Here is an 18355-nt window from a genome sequence, read left to right as displayed (position 1 = left end):
GCAGGGCGCGCCGCGGGGCGGCGCACGACATCGCAACGAGGGCTCCGTGACGCGCAGCCGACCGTCGGCCTTCGTCCTCACCATGCTGCTGGTCGCCGGCCTCGGCTGGCTCACGTCGGGTGCGTCCGATCCGCCGCTCCCCGGTGCCACCACGGCGGCCGGCATGCAGGGGCACGGAACCGCCACGACCGGGCAGGGCACGGCGGAGCCGGGCAAGTCGGGGCAGGGGGCCGCCGGATCGGGGGCGGAGGCGACGGGGCCGGCCGGCGGCCGCAAGGGGGTCGCCGCCGACCTGTTCGGCCTGAGCGACGACGCGCTGAACGCCACGCTCGACGACATGGTGCGCCTCGGCGTGACCTTCGTGCGGATCGATTTCGACTGGTCCCACATCCAGCCGCGCCGCGACCTCTACAATGTCGAGGCGCACGATCGCGTCGCACGCGCCGTGCAGGCGCACGGGCTGCGCCTTCTCGGCATCATCGACTACTCGCCCGAATGGGCGAACGGCGGCGCCGGCACCAAGCTGCATCCGCCCGTCGATCCCGCCGACTACGGCCGGTTCGCCGGCTATCTGGCGCAGCGCTACAAGCATTTCGGCGTGCACGACTGGGAGATCTGGAACGAGCCCAATCTCGGTTCGGTGTTCTGGCGCTCCGGCGCCGATCCGGCCCGCTATGTCGGCCTCCTGAAAGCCGCCTATCCGGAGATCAAGCGGGCCGATCCGGGCGCCACCGTGATCACGGCCGGGCTCGCCCCGGCCGCCGACGAAGGGCTCGACATGCGGCCGCAGACCTTTCTCGACGGCGTCTACCGGGCCGGCGGGCGCGGCTTCTTCGACCATGTCGGCCATCACCCTTACGTGTCGCCGGCGCTGCCCTCGGCGACCGACGGCAGCGCGTTCTGGTGGACCGCCATGGACGATCTGCGCGCCATCATGGTGAAGAACGGCGACGGCGCGAAGGCGATCTGGATGACCGAGTTCGGCGCCCCGACGGCGGGCGGCCCCGGCGCCGTCGACGAGGCCCGGCAGGCCGCCATCATCACCGACGGGTTTCGGCTGCAGCAGCGCGCGGCGTGGCTCGGGCCGCTGATCGTCTACGCTTACAAGGACGCCGGCACCGACCCGTCGACGCAGGAGAACTTCTTCGGCATTCTGCGCGCCGACGGCTCCCGCAAGCCGGCCTGGGAGGCGTTCCGCCAGGCGCCGCGGTGACATCCACGGTCCCGAAAGACTTGCGGGGGGGGGGGGCGGGTTCAGGTCGCCTGCCGTTCGATCTGTGCTCCGAGCCGGCCATAGACCTTCAGCGCGTTGGTCTCGAAAATCTTCCGTCGCGCGGTGTCGTCGAGCCCCGGCGCCGCCGTGACGTAACGGCCGGTGTCGTCGAAGTTGAAACCGGTCTGCGGGTCGAAGCCCTTCACGGCGCCGAGCATCTCGGTGGCGAACAGGATATTGTCGGCCGGGATCACCTCCGTCAGCAGGTCGATGCCGGGCTGGTGATAGACGCAGGTGTCGAAGAACAGGTTGTTCAACAGATGCCGGTCGAGCGTCGGCCGGCCGAGCTGCTGGGCGAGCCCGCGGTAGCGGCCCCAGTGATACGGCGCGGCGCCGCCGCCGTGCGGAATGATCAGCTTCAGCGTCGGAAAGTCGGCGAACAAATTTCCTTCGACCAGCTGCATGAACACCGTGGTGTCGCCGTTGATGTAGTGCGAGCCGGTGGTGTGGACGTTGCAGTTGCACGCGCCGCTGACATGGATCATGGCCGGCACGTCGAGCGCCACCATGGCCTCGAACAGCGGATACCAGGAGCGGTCGGTGATCGGCAGTCCGCGCCAGTGTCCGCCGGACGGGTCGGGATTGAGATTGCAGCCGACGAAGCCGAGTTCCGTCACGCACCGCTCGAGCTCGGGGATGCAGTCGGCCGGTGCCGCGTCCACGGCCTGCGGGAGCTGCGCGACGCCGACGAAGTTCCGCGGGAACAGCCCGCACACCCGGTGGATCAGGTCGTTGCAGTGGCGCGTCCACACGGCGCTGGTCGCGCGGTCGCCGAGATGATGCCCCATCGCGGAGGCCTTGGGCGAGAACAGCGTGAGGTCGATGCCGCGCTGCTTCTGGAGGGCGAGTTGGCCGGCCGCGAGGCTCGCGCGGAGCTCGTCGTCCGTGATCTTCGGGTAGGGCGGGGCGGCGTGCCCGGCCGCGGCGGCGGCGAGCTGAGCGGCCCGCCAGGCCTCGTGGGCCGCCGGCGCCGTCGTGTAGTGGCCGTGGCAGTCGATGATCATGTCGGTCTCGCGTGCGGTCGTATCGGGCTCCGGCGATCGACGGACCGCGCCGGAATGGGCGCCGCCGTCGGTCGTAGTCGTGATCACTTCAGGCGGACGTTCGCCGCCTCGATGACCTTCGACCACTTCGCGATGTCCTTCTTCATCAGCGCCTCGAGCTCGGCCGGCGTGCTCCAGTCGAGGTCCATGCCCTGCACGGCGAGCTTCTCCTGCAGGGCCTTGTCGGCGACCGCCTTCTTGAGCGACGCGCTGATCTTCGCGACGATGCCGGGCGGCGTGCCTTTGGGGGCGAACAGGCCGTACCAGGTCGTGTAGCCGAACTCCGGCACCGTGTCGGAGATCAGCGGCAGGCCGGACTCGGCGCGGCTCTTCGCCGTCATGCCGAGCGCCCGCAGGGTGCCCTGGTCGATCATTCCCTTGAGCGAGGGCATCGACGAGAAGGTCGCCTGGATCTGGCCCGACATCACGTCGATGACGGCCTGCGAGGTGCCGCGATAGGGCACGTGCACGATGTCGATGCCGGCCGTCAGCTTCAGCATCTCCATGCCGAGATGGGCGACCGCGCCGGTGCCGGCCGAGCCGAAATGCAGCGTGCCGGGGTTCGCCTTCGCATAGGCGACGAGGTCCGCCATGGTGCGGATCGGCAGGGCCGGGTTGATCACCAGCACATGCGCGCTGTTGGAGACGAGGCCGATCGGCACCAGCTGCTCGACCGTGCTCATGTCGCGCTCGGCGAGCGGGTGACTCACCACGTTGCCGGAGGCCGGGAACAGGAGCGTGTAGCCGTCCGGCTCGGCGCGGGCGACGTTGATGACCGCGAGCTTGCCGCCGGCGCCGCCCTGGTTCTCGATGACGAAGGGGTGGCCGAGATCGTCGCCGAGCCGCTGCGCGATCTCGCGCGCGACGAGGTCGGCCGGGCCACCGGCCGCGAACGGCACCAACACCCGGACGTTGCGGGCCGGCCAGCCGGCGGCCGGGTCGGCCTGGGCGATGGCGGGCGCGACGAGCGCCGACGAGACCAGAGGCGAAAGCAGGGCGGCCGCGGCGACGAGCAGGGCGCGGGCGAGGCCGGCGCGCGGCGCCGGACGCGAAAGCCGGAAGAGGACCGACATGGCGGGTTCTCCTGCGAGGGGCGGCGGTCGGCACGAGCCGACGGTGGGAGGGGGGGATGCGCCGGGGGACGTCGCCGGCCGGGAGGGGCGGTCGAAGACCGCGCGGCGCCGTCGCACGGCCGCCCGAGCCCTCCGGGCCGTGCCGGAGGGGCCTGGGTCACCCGTGTTGCCGGCAGCGTATCGGAGGCCTACTGATACGGTCCAATATGTTCTCGGCCTTCCGGTTATTCGGAACCGATATCACCCGGGACGCACCCGCCACGGGTGCCGCCGACAAGGAGCGACCATGAACGACCGGCAGATGCGTTACTTCATCGCCGTCGCCGAGGCGCTCAGCTTCAGCCGGGCGGCCCGCCAGCTCAATGTCAGCCAGCCGCCGCTCAGCATGCAGATCAAGGCGCTGGAAGAGGAGCTCGGCGCCGCCCTGCTGGTGCGCACCCGCCGCCGGGTGGAGCTGACCGAGGCGGGCCGGCTGTTTCTCGCCAGCGCCCGCCGCGCGGTGCGCCAGATGGACGAGGCGGCCGCGCTGGTGCGCCAGTCGGCCGAGGGCAAGGCCGGCGTGCTGCGGCTCGGCTTCACCAGCTCGGTGCCGCTGTCGCGCGTCTTCGCCCGGATCATGCGTTCGTTCCGGGCCGCCCATCCGCGCGTCGAGGTGGAGCTGCTCCACATGTCGACCCGCGATCAGCTCGACGCGCTCGTCGACGACCGTCTCGACGCCGGCATCCTGCGCCCGGCGAACGGGGCGCAGCCGCGCCCGGGCGTCACGCTGCACGAGGTCTGGCGCGACCGCTTGGCCGTGTTCCTGCCGGAGGCGCATCGGCTCGCCGGCGAGACGGGACCGATCGTGATGGCGGACCTGCGGGCCGAGGACTTCGTCATGGTGTCGCGGCCTCTCGGCTGCGGCGTGCACGAGCAGACCGTGCGGTTGTGCGCGGCCGCGGGCTTCTTGCCGCGTGTCGTTCAGGAGAGCCGGGAGCTCACCACGGTGCTCGGCCTGGTGGCGGCCGGGCTCGGCGTGTCGCTGCTGCCGCAGTGCTATGCCGGGGTCGGCATGGCCGGCGTCGTCGCCCGGCCGATCGCCGCGGCCGACGCCGCGAGCCGGCTGATGCTCGCCGTGCGTTCGCCGCATCCGTCGCCGGTGGCGGCGCGCTTCGTCGCCGTGGTCGAGGCGTGCCTTCGCAAGGAGGCGGAGAATTGCGACGAGGCAGGCCTTGGCGATTCGGTCGTGCCGGCGGCGCTGGACCGAACGGACGGTCGTCGGTCGGTGGCGCCGGCGAAGGCGACGGCCGAGATCGGGTGATACGCGGGCGCCCGGGCGAGTCCGCGAGCGCCACGGCAGCGTCGTGATCAGGCGAGAATGTCGGCCGGTTGCCTCACCGCGGATATGACGGTCCACGGCGAAGCCGCGTCGTCGGCCGCGCCCCGGTCTCACCGACGGTCTTCGGATATCCGAGGCAATTGCTCGGGGTATCGCCGCAGGCGCGTCCGGAGACGGTCTTTGACTGGACCTACGGATCCTGTTCGAGGACGAGATGACTCGCGAGGCTTTCGAGTCGCTCGACCAGGACGCGTTGATCCCGCCGGTTCCGGCCCGGCCGGCGGAGATGCCGACGGCGCAGGTGGAGAAGCTCGGGGCGAAGCTCGAGGCGAAGTTCGGGCTGCCGCCGAAGACGCCCGACAAGTCCGGCACGCCGCCCTCGCCAGCGAAGAAGCCGTCGGCGGACGCGACCTCGCGCAAGGGACGGCGTGGCGCAGGATCGCGGCTTTCCCCGGCGTCCCGACAGGCGGCCGGATCCTTATGGAATTCCTATATGGCGGCTCGCCGACCCCTCTCGAATTCATACGGTGCGGCATGCCATCTGAAGTGCGCCGGCGACGCGGGTCTCGACGCAAGGATCCGCGCGGTCGCGGCGAAACGAGGTGCGGATGCAGGACGACGTCCGCCGTGCCGCAGGAGCAACATCCATGATGGACATCGTCGTGCTCGCGATCGGCCTCGGCCTGCTCGGCCTGACGATTGGCTACGCCTACGCCTGCGAGCGACTGTGAAAGGACAGCCCATGATCCTCGATTACTGGCTCGGCGCCGCCGTGACCGCCGGTCTCCTCTTCTATCTCGGCTTCGCGTTGCTGAAGCCGGAGCGGTTCTGAGGGGCTCGCCATGACCCTGATCGGATGGCTGCAGATCGCGATCTTCTGCGCGATCGTCGTCGCGCTGACAAAACCGCTCGGCTGGTACATGACCCGCGTGCTGACGGGCGAGTGGACGCCGCTGTCGCCGGTGCTGCGGCCGATCGAGATCGCGCTCTATCGCGTGTCCGGCGTCGACGAGACGCGCGAGCAGCATTGGCTGACCTACACGATCGCGATGCTGCTGTTCCACGTCGCCGGATTCGCGACGCTCTACGCGCTGCTGCGCCTGCAGGGGCTGCTGCCGCTCGACCCGCAGGGCATGGCGGCGGTGCCGCCGGAACTGTCCTTCAACACCGCCGTCAGCTTTCTCACCAACACCAACTGGCAGAACTACGGCGGCGAGAGCACGCTGTCGTACCTCGCTCAGATGGCCGGTCTGACGGTGCACAACTTCGTGTCCGCCGCGACCGGCATCGCCATCGCATTCGCCCTGATTCGTGGCTTCGCCCGCGGCTCGGCGACGACGGTCGGCAACTTCTGGGTCGATCTCGTCCGCTGCACGCTCCACGTCCTGCTGCCGATATCGATCGTCGTCGCGCTCTTCCTCGTGTGGCAGGGCATTCCGCAGACGCTCGGTCCGTATGTCGAGGCGACCACGCTGGAGGGCGCAAAGCAGACCATCGCGGTCGGTCCGGTCGCCTCGCAGGTCGCCATCAAGATGCTCGGCACCAACGGCGGCGGATTCTTCGGCGCCAACGCGGCGCACCCGTTCGAGAATCCGACCGCGCTGTCGAACCTCGTCCAGATGGTCGCGATCTTCGCGCTCGGCGCGGCGCTCACCAACGTGTTCGGCCGCATGGTGGGCGACCAGCGTCAGGGATGGGCGATCCTGGCCGCCATGGGCGTCCTGTTCGTCGTCGGCGTCGCCGTGACGTACTGGGCCGAGGCGGCCGGCACCGCGACGCTGAACGATCTCGCGCTCGCCGGCGGCAACATGGAAGGCAAGGAGGTGCGGTTCGGCATCGCGCTCTCCGCGCTGTTCGCGGTGATCACCACGGCGGCGTCCTGCGGTGCCGTGAACGCGATGCACGACTCGTTCACGGCGCTCGGCGGCATGATCCCGCTGATCAACATGCAGCTCGGGGAGATCATCGTCGGTGGCGTCGGCGCGGGCCTGTACGGCATGCTGATCTTCGTCGTGATCACGGTGTTCGTCGCCGGCCTGATGGTCGGGCGCACGCCGGAGTATGTCGGCAAGAAGATCGAGGCCCGCGAGGTCAAGCTCGCCATGCTGGCGATCCTGTGCCTGCCGCTGATGATGCTCGGCTGGACCGCGGTCGCCGTCGTGTTCCCGCCCGCCGTCGCGTCGATGGGGAACGCCGGCCCGCACGGCTTCTCCGAGGTGCTGTACGCCTATTCGTCGCAAGCGGCCAACAACGGGTCGGCCTTCGGCGGGCTCACCGGGAACACGCCGTTCTACAACCTGACCGGCGGCGTCGCGATGCTCGTCGGCCGATTCTTCGTCATCGTGCCCGCGATGGCGATCGCCGGCTCGCTCGCCGCGAAGAAGGTGGTGCCGGCGTCTTCCGGCACGTTCCCGACCAACGGTGGCCTGTTCGTCGGCCTTCTGGTCGGGGTGATCGTGATCATCGGTGGGCTCACGTTCTTCCCGGCGCTCGCGCTCGGACCGGTCGCCGAGCATCTCGCGATGCGCACCGATGCCCTGTTCTGAGATCTGACCTCCGGAGCTTCGACATGCCGACCTTCATCGTCAACAAGCGGGTCCGTCCGTCGACCCTCCTCGACCCCGGGATCATCGCGGCCGCGGTGGCGGCGTCCTTCGAGAAGCTCGACCCGCGGAAGATGATCACCAATCCGGTGATGTTCGTGGTCGAGGTGGTGGCGTTGCTGACCACGGTGCTGCTCGCCCGCGACGTCGCGACCGGCGGCGAGCACATCGCCTTCACGGCGCAGATCGTGGCCTGGCTCTGGTTCACGCTCCTGTTCGCGAACTTCGCCGAGGCGGTCGCCGAGGGGCGCGGCAAGGCGCAGGCCGACGCGCTGCGCGAGACCCGCACCCAGACCAAGGCCAAGAAGCTCCTCTTGCCGGACAACCGCGAGCTCTACGAGATCGCCTGGGCCGACGATCTCGTCCCCGGCGACCTCGTGCTTGTCGAGGCCGGCGACGTGATCCCCGGCGACGGCGAGGTGATCGAGGGAATGGCCTCGGTCAACGAGGCGGCGATCACGGGCGAATCGGCGCCGGTGATCCGCGAGTCCGGCGGCGACCGCTCGGCCGTGACCGGCGGCACGACCGTGATCTCCGACCGCATCGTCGTGCGCATCACCGCGGCCAAGGGCTCGTCCTTCCTCGATCGCATGATCGCACTGATCGAGGGGGCGGCGCGCCGGAAGACACCGAACGAGATCGCCCTCAACATTCTGCTCGCCGGGATGACGATCATCTTCGTGTTCGCGGTCGCGACGATCCCGAGCTTCGTCGCTTACGCCGGTGGCGCCGTGTCCGTCGTCGTGCTGGTGGCGCTGTTCGTCACCCTGATCCCGACCACCATCGGGGCGCTTCTGTCGGCGATCGGCATCGCCGGCATGGATCGGTTGGTGCGCTTCAACGTGCTCGCGATGTCCGGGCATGCGGTCGAGGCGGCGGGCGACGTCGACACGTTGTTGCTGGACAAGACCGGCACCGTCACGTTGGGCAATCGCCAGGCGACCGCCTTCCGGCCGATATCGGGCGTCACCGAGGCGGAGCTGGCCGATGCCGCCCAGCTCGCCTCCCTGGCCGACGAGACGCCGGAGGGGCGCTCGATCGTGGTGCTCGCCAAGGAGAAGCACGGGATTCGCGGCCGCGATCTCGCCGAGCTGCAGGGGCGGTCGATTCCGTTCACGGCGCACAGCCGGATGAGCGGCATGGAGGTCGGCGCGTCCTGGGTCCGCAAAGGGGCGGTCGACGCGGTCCTGGCGTTTCTCAGTGCTCCGCCGGCGGCGGCCGTCCAGGGCGGCGCCGCTCGTGCGCTCCGTCTCGGGGTGAGCCCGGACGCCGTCCGCGAGGTCAAGGCGATCGCCGACGAGGTCGCCAGGGCGGGCGGCACCCCGTTGGCGGTCGCCAAGGACGGCCGGCTGCTCGGAGTCATCCAGCTCAAGGACGTCGTCAAGGGCGGCATCCGCGAGCGCTTCGCCGAGCTGCGCCGGATGGGCATCCGCACCGTGATGATCACGGGCGACAACCCGATGACGGCAGCCGCGATCGCGGCCGAGGCCGGGGTCGACGATTTCCTCGCGCAGGCGACGCCCGAGGACAAGCTGCGGCTGATCCGCGAGGAGCAGGCCAAGGGCAAGCTCGTCGCGATGTGCGGCGACGGGACGAACGACGCCCCGGCGCTCGCCCAGGCCGATGTCGGTGTCGCCATGAACACCGGCACCCAGGCGGCGCGCGAGGCCGGCAACATGGTCGACCTCGACTCCAACCCGACCAAGCTGATCGAGATCGTCGAGATCGGCAAGCAGCTGCTGATGACCCGCGGGGCGTTGACAACCTTCTCGATCGCCAACGACGTCGCGAAGTACTTCGCGATCATCCCGGCGATCTTCCTCGGCGTCCATCCGGAGCTCGGAGCGCTCAACATCATGGGGCTCGCGAGCCCGCAGAGCGCGATCCTGTCGGCGATCATCTTCAACGCGCTGATCATCGTGGCGCTGATTCCGCTCGCCCTGAAGGGCGTGCGCTACCGGGCGATCGGCGCCGGCCCGCTGTTGCGCCGAAACCTGCTGATCTACGGGGGCGGAGGCATCGTCGTGCCGTTCATCGGCATCAAGGCGATCGACCTCGTCGTCACTGCGCTCCATCTCTTCTGAGGAAACAAGACATGCTCCGTGAACTACGCCCCGCGATCGTGCTGACCGTCCTGCTCACCGCGATCACCGGCCTCGCCTATCCGCTCGCCATGACCGGCGTGGCCGGCCTGGTCTTTCCGGATCAGGCGCAGGGCAGCCTGATCGAGCGGGACGGCAAGGTGGTCGGATCGATCCTGATCGGTCAAAACTTCACCGAGGATCGGTTCTTTCACGGCCGCCCGTCGGCCACCACCGGGCCCGACCCCGCCGATCCCGCGAAGAGCGTGGCCGCGCCCTACAATGCCGCGAACTCGATGGGCTCGAATCTCGGCCCGACCAGCAAGGCGCTGGCCGAGCGCGTCCGGGGCGACGTCGAGGCGCTCCGCAAGGAGAACCCGGGCTCCCCCGTGCCGGTCGACCTCGTCACCGCCTCGGGGAGTGGTCTCGATCCGCACATCTCGCAGGCGGCGGCGGAGTTCCAGGTGCCTCGGGTCGCCAAGGCCCGCGACCTGGCGGAGGCGCGCGTCAGAGACCTGGTCAGATCCCATGTCGAGGACCGATTCCTGGGGATCGTGGGCGAGCCGCGGGTGAACGTTCTCGCCCTGAACCTGGCGCTGGAGCAGCTCGCACACGACCGCCGGTGACCCGGCCGACCGAGGTGATATGATCCGGCCATGGCGGACAACCGGCGCGACCCGACCCAGCGACCTTCGCCCGACGCCCTGCTCGACGCGGCCCGCCGCGAAGAGGCGGGCGTCGGCCGGCTGAAGATTTTCGTCGGCGCGGCCCCGGGGGTCGGCAAGACCTACGAGATGCTGCAGAGTGCCCGCGCGAAGCTGCGCCAAGGCATCGACGTCGTCGTCGGAGTGGTCGAGACCCACGGCCGCGTCGAGACGCAGGCGCTGCTCGACGGCCTCGAGGTGATCCCGCGCAAGCGGATGGAGTACCGAGGCCAGACTCTCGACGAGATGGACCTCGACGCCATCCTGTCGCGCCGGCCGCGGCTCGTGCTCGTCGACGAGCTGGCCCACACCAACGCGCCGGGAAGCCGGCACCCGAAGCGTCACCTCGACGTCGCGGAACTGCTGGACGCCGGCATCGACGTCTTCACGACCGTCAACGTGCAGCATGTGGAGAGCCTGAACGACGTCGTCGCCCAGATCACCGGCGTGCGGGTGCGCGAGACGATCCCCGACTCGGTGTTCGACCGGGCCGACGCGATCGAGCTGATCGACCTCACGCCGGACGACCTGATCCAGCGTCTCAAGGAAGGCAAGGTCTACGTCCCCAAGCAGGCCGAGCGTGCGTTGGAGCATTTCTTCTCGCCGGCGAACCTGACCGCGCTGCGCGAGCTCGCGCTGCGCCGCACCGCCGAGCGGGTCGACGAGCAACTGCTCAGCCAGATGAAAGCGCGCGCCATTCCGGGGCCGTGGCCGGCCGGCGAGCGCGTTCTGGTCTGTATCTCGGAGGATCCGCGGTCGGCCGGTCTTGTGCGTTACGGCAAGCGGCTCGCGGATCGGCTGCGTGGCCCGTTCACCGCGCTCCACATCGAAAGCCATCGGAGCCATCGGCTCGACGACGTGCAGCGTGATCGCATCGCCGACACGCTGCGCCTCGCGCAGACGCTCGACGGCGAGACGGCGACGATCCCGCGCAGCGACAAGCGAATCGCCGACGACATCGTGTCCTGGGCGCACGCCAACAACGTCACCCAGATCGTGGTCGGAAAGTCGTCGCGGACGCGATGGCACGAGATCGTGTACGGCTCGGTGGTCCACGACCTCGTTCGCCGTGCGGGCAACATCAGCGTGCACGTCATCGCGGGCGACGACATCGCCGGCGATCCGATCCCGCAGAAGACGGTGAAGACGAGCCGGCGACGGGCGGGGCGCGACTGGATGGGCTATGCGTCGGCCCTCGCCGCGGTCGCCGTGGCGCTCGGTGCCGGGATCCTGATTCGCCCGTGGGTCGGGGTCGAGACCATCGACCTCGTCTTTCTGACGGCCGTCGTCGGTGTCGCGGTCGCGCGCGGCTTGATTCCGTCGCTGATCGCCAGCATGGCGGCCTCGCTCTGCTACAACTTCTTCTTCCTCCCGCCCCTCCACACCTTCACCATCGCCGACCCGACCAACGTCGCGGCTTTCCTGTTCTTCACCGTGCTGGCGATCCTCGTATCGCATGTCGCCGGACGTGTCCGGAGCCAGGCGGTCGCCGCGATGGACCGCGCCCGCGACACCGAGCAGCTCTACAGCTTCAGCCGCAAGCTCGCCGGGGTCGGCACCCTGGACGACGTGCTGTGGGCGACCGTCTACCAGGTCGCGCTGATGCTCCGGGTGCGCGTGGTGGTACTTCTGCCGGAAGGCTCCACGATCGCGGTCAAGGCCGGCTATCCTCCCGAGGATACGCTCGGCGACAAGGATCTCGCCGCCGCCAAATGGGCGTGGGAGAGCAACCGTCCGGCGGGGCGCAGCTCCGAAACGCTTCCGGGGGCCACCCGCCTGTTCCTGCCGATGAGGACCGGCCGCGGGATCGTCGGCGTGATCGGCATCGACAGCGACCGAACCGGGCCCCTGCTCACCCCCGACGAGCGGCGCCTGCTCGACGCCCTGATCGACCAGGGCGCGCTCGCGATCGAGCGGGTGAATCTCGTCGAGGCGATGGACAACGCCAAGCGCACCATCGAGGCGGACCGTCTCCGCCAGGCGCTGCTCACCTCGATCTCGCACGATCTCAAGACGCCGCTCGCCGCGGTGCTGGGCGCGGCCGGCGCGCTGCGGGAGCTGGGCGGCTCGTTGAGCGAGGGCCAGAAGACCGAGCTGCTGGCCACCATCGTCGACGAGTCCGAGCGGCTCAATCGCTTCATCGCCAACCTGCTCGACATGACGAAGCTCGAATCCGGTGCGATCGTGCCGAACAGCGCTCCCCACGACCTCGCCGACATCGTCGGAAGCGTGCTCCGCCGCGCGGGAAAGATCTTGGCACGCCATTCGGTCGAAGTGGACCTCCAGTCCGACTTGCCGATGCTCGACGTCGACCCGGTGCTGCTCGAGCAGGCGCTGTTCAACCTGCTCGACAACGCTGCGAAGTACACGGCCGAGGGATCCCGCATCCGCATCGAAGCCGGCCGGGTGGACCGGACCGTCCTCGTCCGACTGATGGACGAAGGGCCCGGCATTCCCGAACCCGACCTCGAGCGCGTCTTCGACAAGTTCTTCCGTGTCAACAAGGGGGACCATGTGCGCGCCGGCACCGGCCTCGGATTGGCGATCGCCCGAGGCTTCGTCGAGGCCATGCACGGGACGCTCACGGCGGCCAACCGCATCGATCGGCCCGGCGCCGTGCTGACGATCACGCTGCCGGTCCGGATCGGCGCCAGGACGTTGGAGTCCGCCGCATGAGCGCCGGCATCAAGGTGCTGGTGATCGACGACGAGCCGCCGATCCGCAAGCTCTTGCGAATGGGGTTGGGGACGCAGGGCTACGACGTTCTCGAAGCGCCGAACGGAAAGACGGCGTTGACGATGCTCGCCGAGAATCCCGACCTGGTTCTTCTCGATCTGGGTCTGCCCGACATCACCGGCCTCGAGCTTCTCCGCGCGATTCGGGGACGCAACGAGCGCATCCCGATCGTCATCCTGTCGAGCCGCGACGACGAGGCCGGCAAGGTGGAGGCGCTCGACCTCGGGGCGGACGATTACGTGACGAAGCCGTTCGGCATGGAAGAGTTGCTGGCGCGCATGCGGGCCGCGATGCGTCATCAGTTGCAGGTGCAAGGCGAGCGGCCGGTGTTCCGGGCAGGGGATCTCAGCGTCGATCTCGTCCGCCGCATCGTGCGTGTCGGAGAGCGCGACGTGAAGCTGTCGCCCAAGGAGTACGATCTCCTGCGCCTCCTCGTGCTCCATGCCGGCAAGGTGCTGACCCACAAGTATCTGCTCGGCGAGCTGTGGGACGAGCACACCGACGCTCAATACCTGCGCGTGTACGTGCGCCAGCTTCGACAGAAGATCGAGGCCGATCCCGAGCAGCCTCGTCACATCCTGACCGAGACCGGCATCGGCTATCGGCTGCGCGGCCCCTGACACGGGGGCGGCTGGGAGGCCACCGCATCGCGTGCCCCGTGACCGCCGTGTTCCCGCCCTCGGACCCCACCAGTGCTTCCCCGGCGCTGCTTCACGGCCCGAAGCACTGCAAGGTGCTTCACGAGAACGACGTGATCTTACGGGTGTCGGCGGCGCGGACCCCGCGCGTCCTGCTGGACGAGCGCGTCGTCATCGAGCGTCCGGGGAACACGGGCTCTCGGGTGATCTTGCAGTTCGGTTCCATGGAATCGCCCAACGTTTCCGCGCGTGCCGGCCATCGCCCGGAAGCCGGGCTGGCAGTTCGACATCAGGTCGACGTCGTTCTTCGTCCTGTCGTGGCGACAGTCGAATTCCAGAGTTCGACCGTGCCGTCCGAACTCGGGCGTGGGGTCGTCAGGCGGCGCCGGCTCCCGACGCCGATGGCCGACACCGTCTCGGTGAACCGAGCACGCCTTCCGCCTGCGAGGCGCCGTTCGGAGAGCGGGGGCCTCGGCTCCCCGTCTCACCCCGCCTTCCCACCCCCCTCGATCGGCGGTTCGGCTGGAATGCCGAGGCCTTCATGCCGGCGGCGAACCATGGCGAGCGTCAACGGGCGCTTGCGTGACAGTACCGCGTAGACGCGGTTGCGGCCGCCGTTGAACGGGACGAGATCACGCGGCGCCGGCCCCGGTTCTCCATGTGGTGCTCGATCGCGGTCGCCGGATCCGCAAGGTCGCGAGACGATCGCTCTCTGGACAGCCTCGATGCCTCTCGTCTAAGTGACGATCGAGATGTTGGCGCAACCCAGGGGATGCATCATGTCCATCCAGCTCTCCTTCGACCTGCCGGCGCCGCCGGCGACGGCCGAGACGCCGCTGGTACCGGTGCGGATGGTCAACGAGTGGGTTTTTTGCCCGCGCCTTGCGTTCCTCGAGTGGGTGGACGGGGAATGGGCCGACTCCGGTGACACCGAGGAGGGGCGGCGCGCCCATGTGCGGGTCGATGCCGGCGGCGGCAGGTTGCCGGCCGCCGAGGCGGTCGACGACAAGCCCGATTTCACCGTTCGCGCGGTGACGCTCGCGTCCGAAACGCTCGGCATCATCGCCAAGATGGATCTGGTGGAGGGCGAGGACGGCGTCGTCACGCCGATCGACACCAAGAAGGGCAAACGACCGCATGTCGCCGAAGGCGCCTACGCGCCGGAGCGCGTGCAGGTCTGCGCCCAGGCGCTGATCCTGGAGGACGCCGGCTATCGCGTGACCGAAGGCGCGATCTGGTACGCCGGCTCGCGCGAGCGCGTGCGCATCGGTCTCGACGCCGAGCTGAGAGCCGAGACCCGCACGGCGATCTCCCAGCTCCGCCTCGCCGCCGCGGCCGGCAAGCTTCCGCCGCCGCTGCTCGACAACCCGAAATGCACCAAGTGCTCGCTCGCCGGCATCTGCCTGCCCGACGAGGTGTCGTTCTTCCGCAAGGGCCTGGCGCCGCGCCCGCTCAACCCGTCCGCCGACGCGGCGCTGCCGCTCTACGTGCAGGAGCCGGGCGCGCGCGTGCGCAAATCCGGCGAGACGCTGGTGATCGAGACCGACGACGTGAAGACCGAGGTGCCGATCGGCGAGGTCTCCGAGCTGGTGCTGCACGGCCCCGTCTCGGTGACGGGACCGACCGTCACGGCGCTGCTGCGCGAGGAAATCCCGGTCACCTGGGCGTCGGCGGGCGGCTGGGTGCTCGGCCACACGGTCTCGACCGGCCACCGCAACGTCAATATCCGCATCGCCCAGTATCGCGCCGCCTTCGACGAGCGTCGCGCGCTCGGCTTCGCGCGCACGCTCGTCGCCGCCAAGATCAGGAACGCCCGCGTGTTCCTGCGCCGCAACTTCAAGGCCGGCGACGAGGCGGCGCGCGACGGCGCGCTCGAGGCGATGGCGCGGCTCGCCGACCGCGCCCTGCACGCGCCGACCGAGGCGGAGCTGTTGGGCCTCGAAGGCGAGGCGGCGGCGCGCTACTTTCGCCTCTTCGACACCATGCTCGGCGACGCCGCGCAAAAATTTCCTCAGTTCGCGTTCGAGAAGCGCACGCGGCGTCCGCCGGCCGATCCGGTCAACGCGATGCTGTCCTTCGGCTACGCGCTGCTCACCCGCACCTGGCACACGGTGCTGTCGGGTGTCGGCTTCGATCCCTATCTCGGCTTCTATCACAAGCCGCGCTTCGGCCGCGCCGCGCTCGCCCTCGACATGATGGAGCCGTTCCGGCCGATCCTCGCCGACTCGACCGTCATCCAGGTGATCAACAACGGCGAGGTGAAGCCCGACGGCTTCACCGCCGCCGGTCCGGCCGTGACCCTGAAGCCGGCGGCCAAGCGCGCCTTCATCGCCGCCTACGAGCGCCGCCTCGACCAGGAGGTGACGCATCCGGTGTTCGGCTACCGGGTCGCGATGCGCCGGTTGCTCGAGGTGCAGGCACGTCTGCTCGCCCGCCATCTCGCCGGCGAGATCGACGACTATCCGCACTATCTGGTGCGGTGACGGCTGGTCCGGGGACGGAGGGCGCGTTCGGCTCGTCTCCCTCCCCCGCGTGCGGGGGAGGGGCGGGGAGGGGGACCGCGCGACGCGACCGGGGCGGCGGCGAACCGGCACGCACCCGCGAGGAGGGGATCGTGATCGACGAGCGGCTCTACGTCGTCACCTACGACATCGCCGACGAGAAGCGCTGGCGCCGGGTGTTCAAGCTGATGAACGGCTACGGCCGGTGGCTGCAGCTCTCGGTCTTCCAGTGCCGGTTGACGGCGCGTCGCCGCGCCGAGCTGGCGCGTCGGCTGGAGGAGGTCATCCGCGCCGACCACGACCATGTGCTGATCCTCGATCTCGGCCCCGCCGACAAGATCGACCCGCGGGTGGAAAGCCTGGGGAAAAGCTTCCGGCCGGTGCAGCGGTCCGCCGTGGTGATATAGTTTTCGCCGGCGTCGCGGGAGGAGCCGCCGCTGCCGCGCGAGCGCTGCGGTGGTGCCGAACCCCCCGGGAGCGCTCGCAGGCCGAAATCCGCTTGCGCCAGCGAGGGTTGTTTGACATCGTGAAGCGTGGATCGAAGCCTCCGGCCCGCCGCCGGGCGGCTTTTTTTCGGAGCGCTCGCGATCCGCTCGAAATCGCCAGCCGCCCCGGCGGCTTGCGAGCCGGCCGACTTCCGCGGCCAAACAGCCGCGGCCTCATTGAAGCGAGACGACCGATGGTGATGATCGCGGAAAGCACGAACGACTTCCGCGGCCAAACAGCCGCGGCCTCATTGAAGCAGGTTGCGGCCCTGCTGAACCAGCGTGTCGAGGCCGCGACTTCCGCGGCCAAACAGCCGCGGCCTCATTGAAGCTCTGCAAAATCAGGTCGTGGCGCAGCGCCAGCATCGAACACTTCCGCGGCCAAACAGCCGCGGCCTCATTGAAGCAAGGGCGAGGACGACCCGCACGTCTACACGAGCGAGACACTTCCGCGGCCAAACAGCCGCGGCCTCATTGAAGCTCGATGGGGTTCGGGGACTTCTTGTTCACGGCGTCTCTCGACTTCCGCGGCCAAACAGCCGCGGCCTCATTGAAGCAAGTAGGCGACGCCGACCACCGCGTCCGGGCCATAGCGACTTCCGCGGCCAAACAGCCGCGGCCTCATTGAAGCGAGTGCGGCTGGCCGGTCGTGCGCGCGCTCCGCGAGGACTTCCGCGGCCAAACAGCCGCGGCCTCATTGAAGCTGCAACGTGCGGCGTGAGCACGACCGCGTCACCCGGGACTTCCGCGGCCAAACAGCCGCGGCCTCATTGAAGCCTAGAAGCGTGTGCCGACGCCCTTGGCACCCATCCTGACTTCCGCGGCCAAACAGCCGCGGCCTCATTGAAGCCACCAAGAATTTCCATTGACTTTTCTTTCATTCTAGACTTCCGCGGCCAAACAGCCGCGGCCTCATTGAAGCGCCACTGTTCTTGTTCCCCCATGCTGAGGCAACTAGGGCACTTCCGCGGCCAAACAGCCGCGGCCTCATTGAAGCTCGATCAGCAGCAGCGGACCCCAGTCGTCGATGCAGGACTTCCGCGGCCAAACAGCCGCGGCCTCATTGAAGCCCGACGAGCGTGAAGGCATAGCGGTCGAGATCGTCGAACTTCCGCGGCCAAACAGCCGCGGCCTCATTGAAGCGTTCGAGTTCTTCAGCTCCCGTTTCCAATCCGATCGACTTCCGCGGCCAAACAGCCGCGGCCTCATTGAAGCACCACCGAGCGCCTGATCACGATCCTGGGGAGCGTGAACGACTTCCGCGGCCAAACAGCCGCGGCCTCATTGAAGCACCGCCGCCCGCGCGGCGCACGCTCTCACGATCGGGACTTCCGCGGCCAAACAGCCGCGGCCTCATTGAAGCGTCGAGCAGCGCCATCACGCGCGGTTCGAACTGCTCCGACTTCCGCGGCCAAACAGCCGCGGCCTCATTGAAGCGTAGACGATCAGCCGCGTCGCGGGGTGGACGGCGAGGAGACTTCCGCGGCCAAACAGCCGCGGCCTCATTGAAGCGCTCGGCGGCGGTCTCGCCGGCCGCGAGGGACTTGGCACTTCCGCGGCCAAACAGCCGCGGCCTCATTGAAGCATAATAATCTCATATTCATGAGAGTCAGGGAGTGGATAGACTTCCGCGGCCAAACAGCCGCGGCCTCATTGAAGCCGATCCGAGCCCGAGTTCGTCGCCATGCAGAGCAGCGGCACTTCCGCGGCCAAACAGCCGCGGCCTCATTGAAGCTTACGCGAATAGTCCGGTACGCCGAAGCAGTTGCCGTGGACTTCCGCGGCCAAACAGCCGCGGCCTCATTGAAGCAACGTCGGAATCCGGAAGATCAGGACGGACGCGAGCTAGAGCGGTTTTCGGTGTGGCTGAATCGCCGGGGGATTCCCTGGGCGGGTGAGC

13 protein-coding genes, 1 pseudogene and 1 CRISPR repeat array are annotated in these 18355 nt (G+C 69.1%); of the genes and pseudogenes, 12 read left to right on the top strand and 2 right to left on the bottom strand.

Going from position 1 to position 18355, the window contains the following annotated elements:
* Positions 1-46 precede the first annotated feature (46 nt).
* A complete protein-coding gene (locus tag ACFSOX_RS15300; RefSeq protein ID WP_378478681.1) occupies positions 47-1213 on the top strand; it encodes a glycoside hydrolase 5 family protein in 1167 nt (388 codons plus the stop codon).
* 41 nt (positions 1214-1254) lie between these two features.
* Here ACFSOX_RS15300 and ACFSOX_RS15295 read toward each other — a convergent pair whose 3' ends face one another.
* A complete protein-coding gene (locus tag ACFSOX_RS15295) occupies positions 1255-2277 on the bottom strand; it encodes an amidohydrolase family protein (protein ID WP_378478680.1) in 1023 nt (340 codons plus the stop codon).
* An 83-nt stretch (positions 2278-2360) separates the two neighbouring features.
* The gene (locus tag ACFSOX_RS15290; protein ID WP_378478679.1) at positions 2361-3389 is read right to left on the bottom strand and encodes a Bug family tripartite tricarboxylate transporter substrate binding protein; all 1029 of its coding nucleotides are present in this window, start codon (positions 3387-3389) and stop codon (positions 2361-2363) included.
* A 286-nt stretch (positions 3390-3675) separates the two neighbouring features.
* Here ACFSOX_RS15290 and ACFSOX_RS15285 point away from each other — a divergent pair, with 286 nt between their 5' ends.
* The 11 genes and pseudogenes from ACFSOX_RS15285 to cas2 all read left to right on the top strand — a co-directional run bounded on the left by ACFSOX_RS15285 (position 3676) and on the right by cas2 (position 16377).
* Positions 3676-4689: a LysR family transcriptional regulator gene (locus ACFSOX_RS15285; protein WP_378478678.1), complete on the top strand. Its 1014-nt coding sequence runs from the start codon at positions 3676-3678 to the stop codon at positions 4687-4689.
* Positions 4690-5315: 626 nt separating this feature from the next.
* Entirely contained in the window at positions 5316-5438 is a 123-nt protein-coding gene (locus ACFSOX_RS15280) for a hypothetical protein (RefSeq protein ID WP_378478677.1), read from the top strand.
* Between the two features lie 11 nt (positions 5439-5449).
* Positions 5450-5539, top strand: coding sequence for a K(+)-transporting ATPase subunit F (locus tag ACFSOX_RS15275; RefSeq protein WP_378478676.1), 90 nt, complete (start codon positions 5450-5452; stop codon positions 5537-5539).
* Between the two features lie 10 nt (positions 5540-5549).
* Positions 5550-7253 (top strand): potassium-transporting ATPase subunit KdpA, encoded by a 1704-nt coding sequence (gene kdpA, locus ACFSOX_RS15270; protein WP_378478675.1) that lies wholly within the window; start codon positions 5550-5552, stop codon positions 7251-7253.
* A gap of 23 nt (positions 7254-7276) precedes the next feature.
* A complete protein-coding gene (gene kdpB, locus ACFSOX_RS15265) occupies positions 7277-9394 on the top strand; it encodes a potassium-transporting ATPase subunit KdpB (RefSeq protein WP_378478674.1) in 2118 nt (705 codons plus the stop codon).
* Between the two features lie 11 nt (positions 9395-9405).
* The gene (locus tag ACFSOX_RS15260; protein WP_378478673.1) at positions 9406-10017 is read left to right on the top strand and encodes a K(+)-transporting ATPase subunit C; all 612 of its coding nucleotides are present in this window, start codon (positions 9406-9408) and stop codon (positions 10015-10017) included.
* A 30-nt stretch (positions 10018-10047) separates the two neighbouring features.
* Positions 10048-12771: a DUF4118 domain-containing protein gene (locus ACFSOX_RS15255; RefSeq protein ID WP_378478672.1), complete on the top strand. Its 2724-nt coding sequence runs from the start codon at positions 10048-10050 to the stop codon at positions 12769-12771.
* Entirely contained in the window at positions 12768-13451 is a 684-nt protein-coding gene (locus tag ACFSOX_RS15250; protein ID WP_378478671.1) for a response regulator transcription factor, read from the top strand. The genes ACFSOX_RS15255 and ACFSOX_RS15250 overlap by 4 nt, the downstream gene beginning before the upstream one ends.
* Before the next feature lie 16 nt (positions 13452-13467).
* Positions 13468-13781, top strand: a pseudogene (locus ACFSOX_RS15245) (KUP/HAK/KT family potassium transporter); the annotation flags it as partial.
* Between the two features lie 467 nt (positions 13782-14248).
* Positions 14249-15952, top strand: a complete 1704-nt coding sequence (gene cas4g/cas1g / locus ACFSOX_RS15240; RefSeq protein WP_378478670.1) for a CRISPR-associated endonuclease Cas4g/Cas1g — start codon at positions 14249-14251, stop codon at positions 15950-15952.
* A 131-nt stretch (positions 15953-16083) separates the two neighbouring features.
* Entirely contained in the window at positions 16084-16377 is a 294-nt protein-coding gene (gene cas2, locus ACFSOX_RS15235; RefSeq protein WP_378478669.1) for a CRISPR-associated endonuclease Cas2, read from the top strand.
* A gap of 226 nt (positions 16378-16603) precedes the next feature.
* A CRISPR array of direct repeats spans positions 16604-18265; the repeat unit is 36 nt; unit sequence ACTTCCGCGGCCAAACAGCCGCGGCCTCATTGAAGC.
* Positions 18266-18355 lie beyond the last annotated feature (90 nt).

This window comes from Rhodoplanes azumiensis, assembly GCF_042682915.1.
In the GTDB taxonomy this organism is placed as follows: Bacteria; Pseudomonadota; Alphaproteobacteria; order Rhizobiales; family Xanthobacteraceae; genus Rhodoplanes; species Rhodoplanes azumiensis.
Note: the sequence above shows the minus strand (reverse complement) of the source record. Positions and strands in the feature narration are given on the sequence as shown.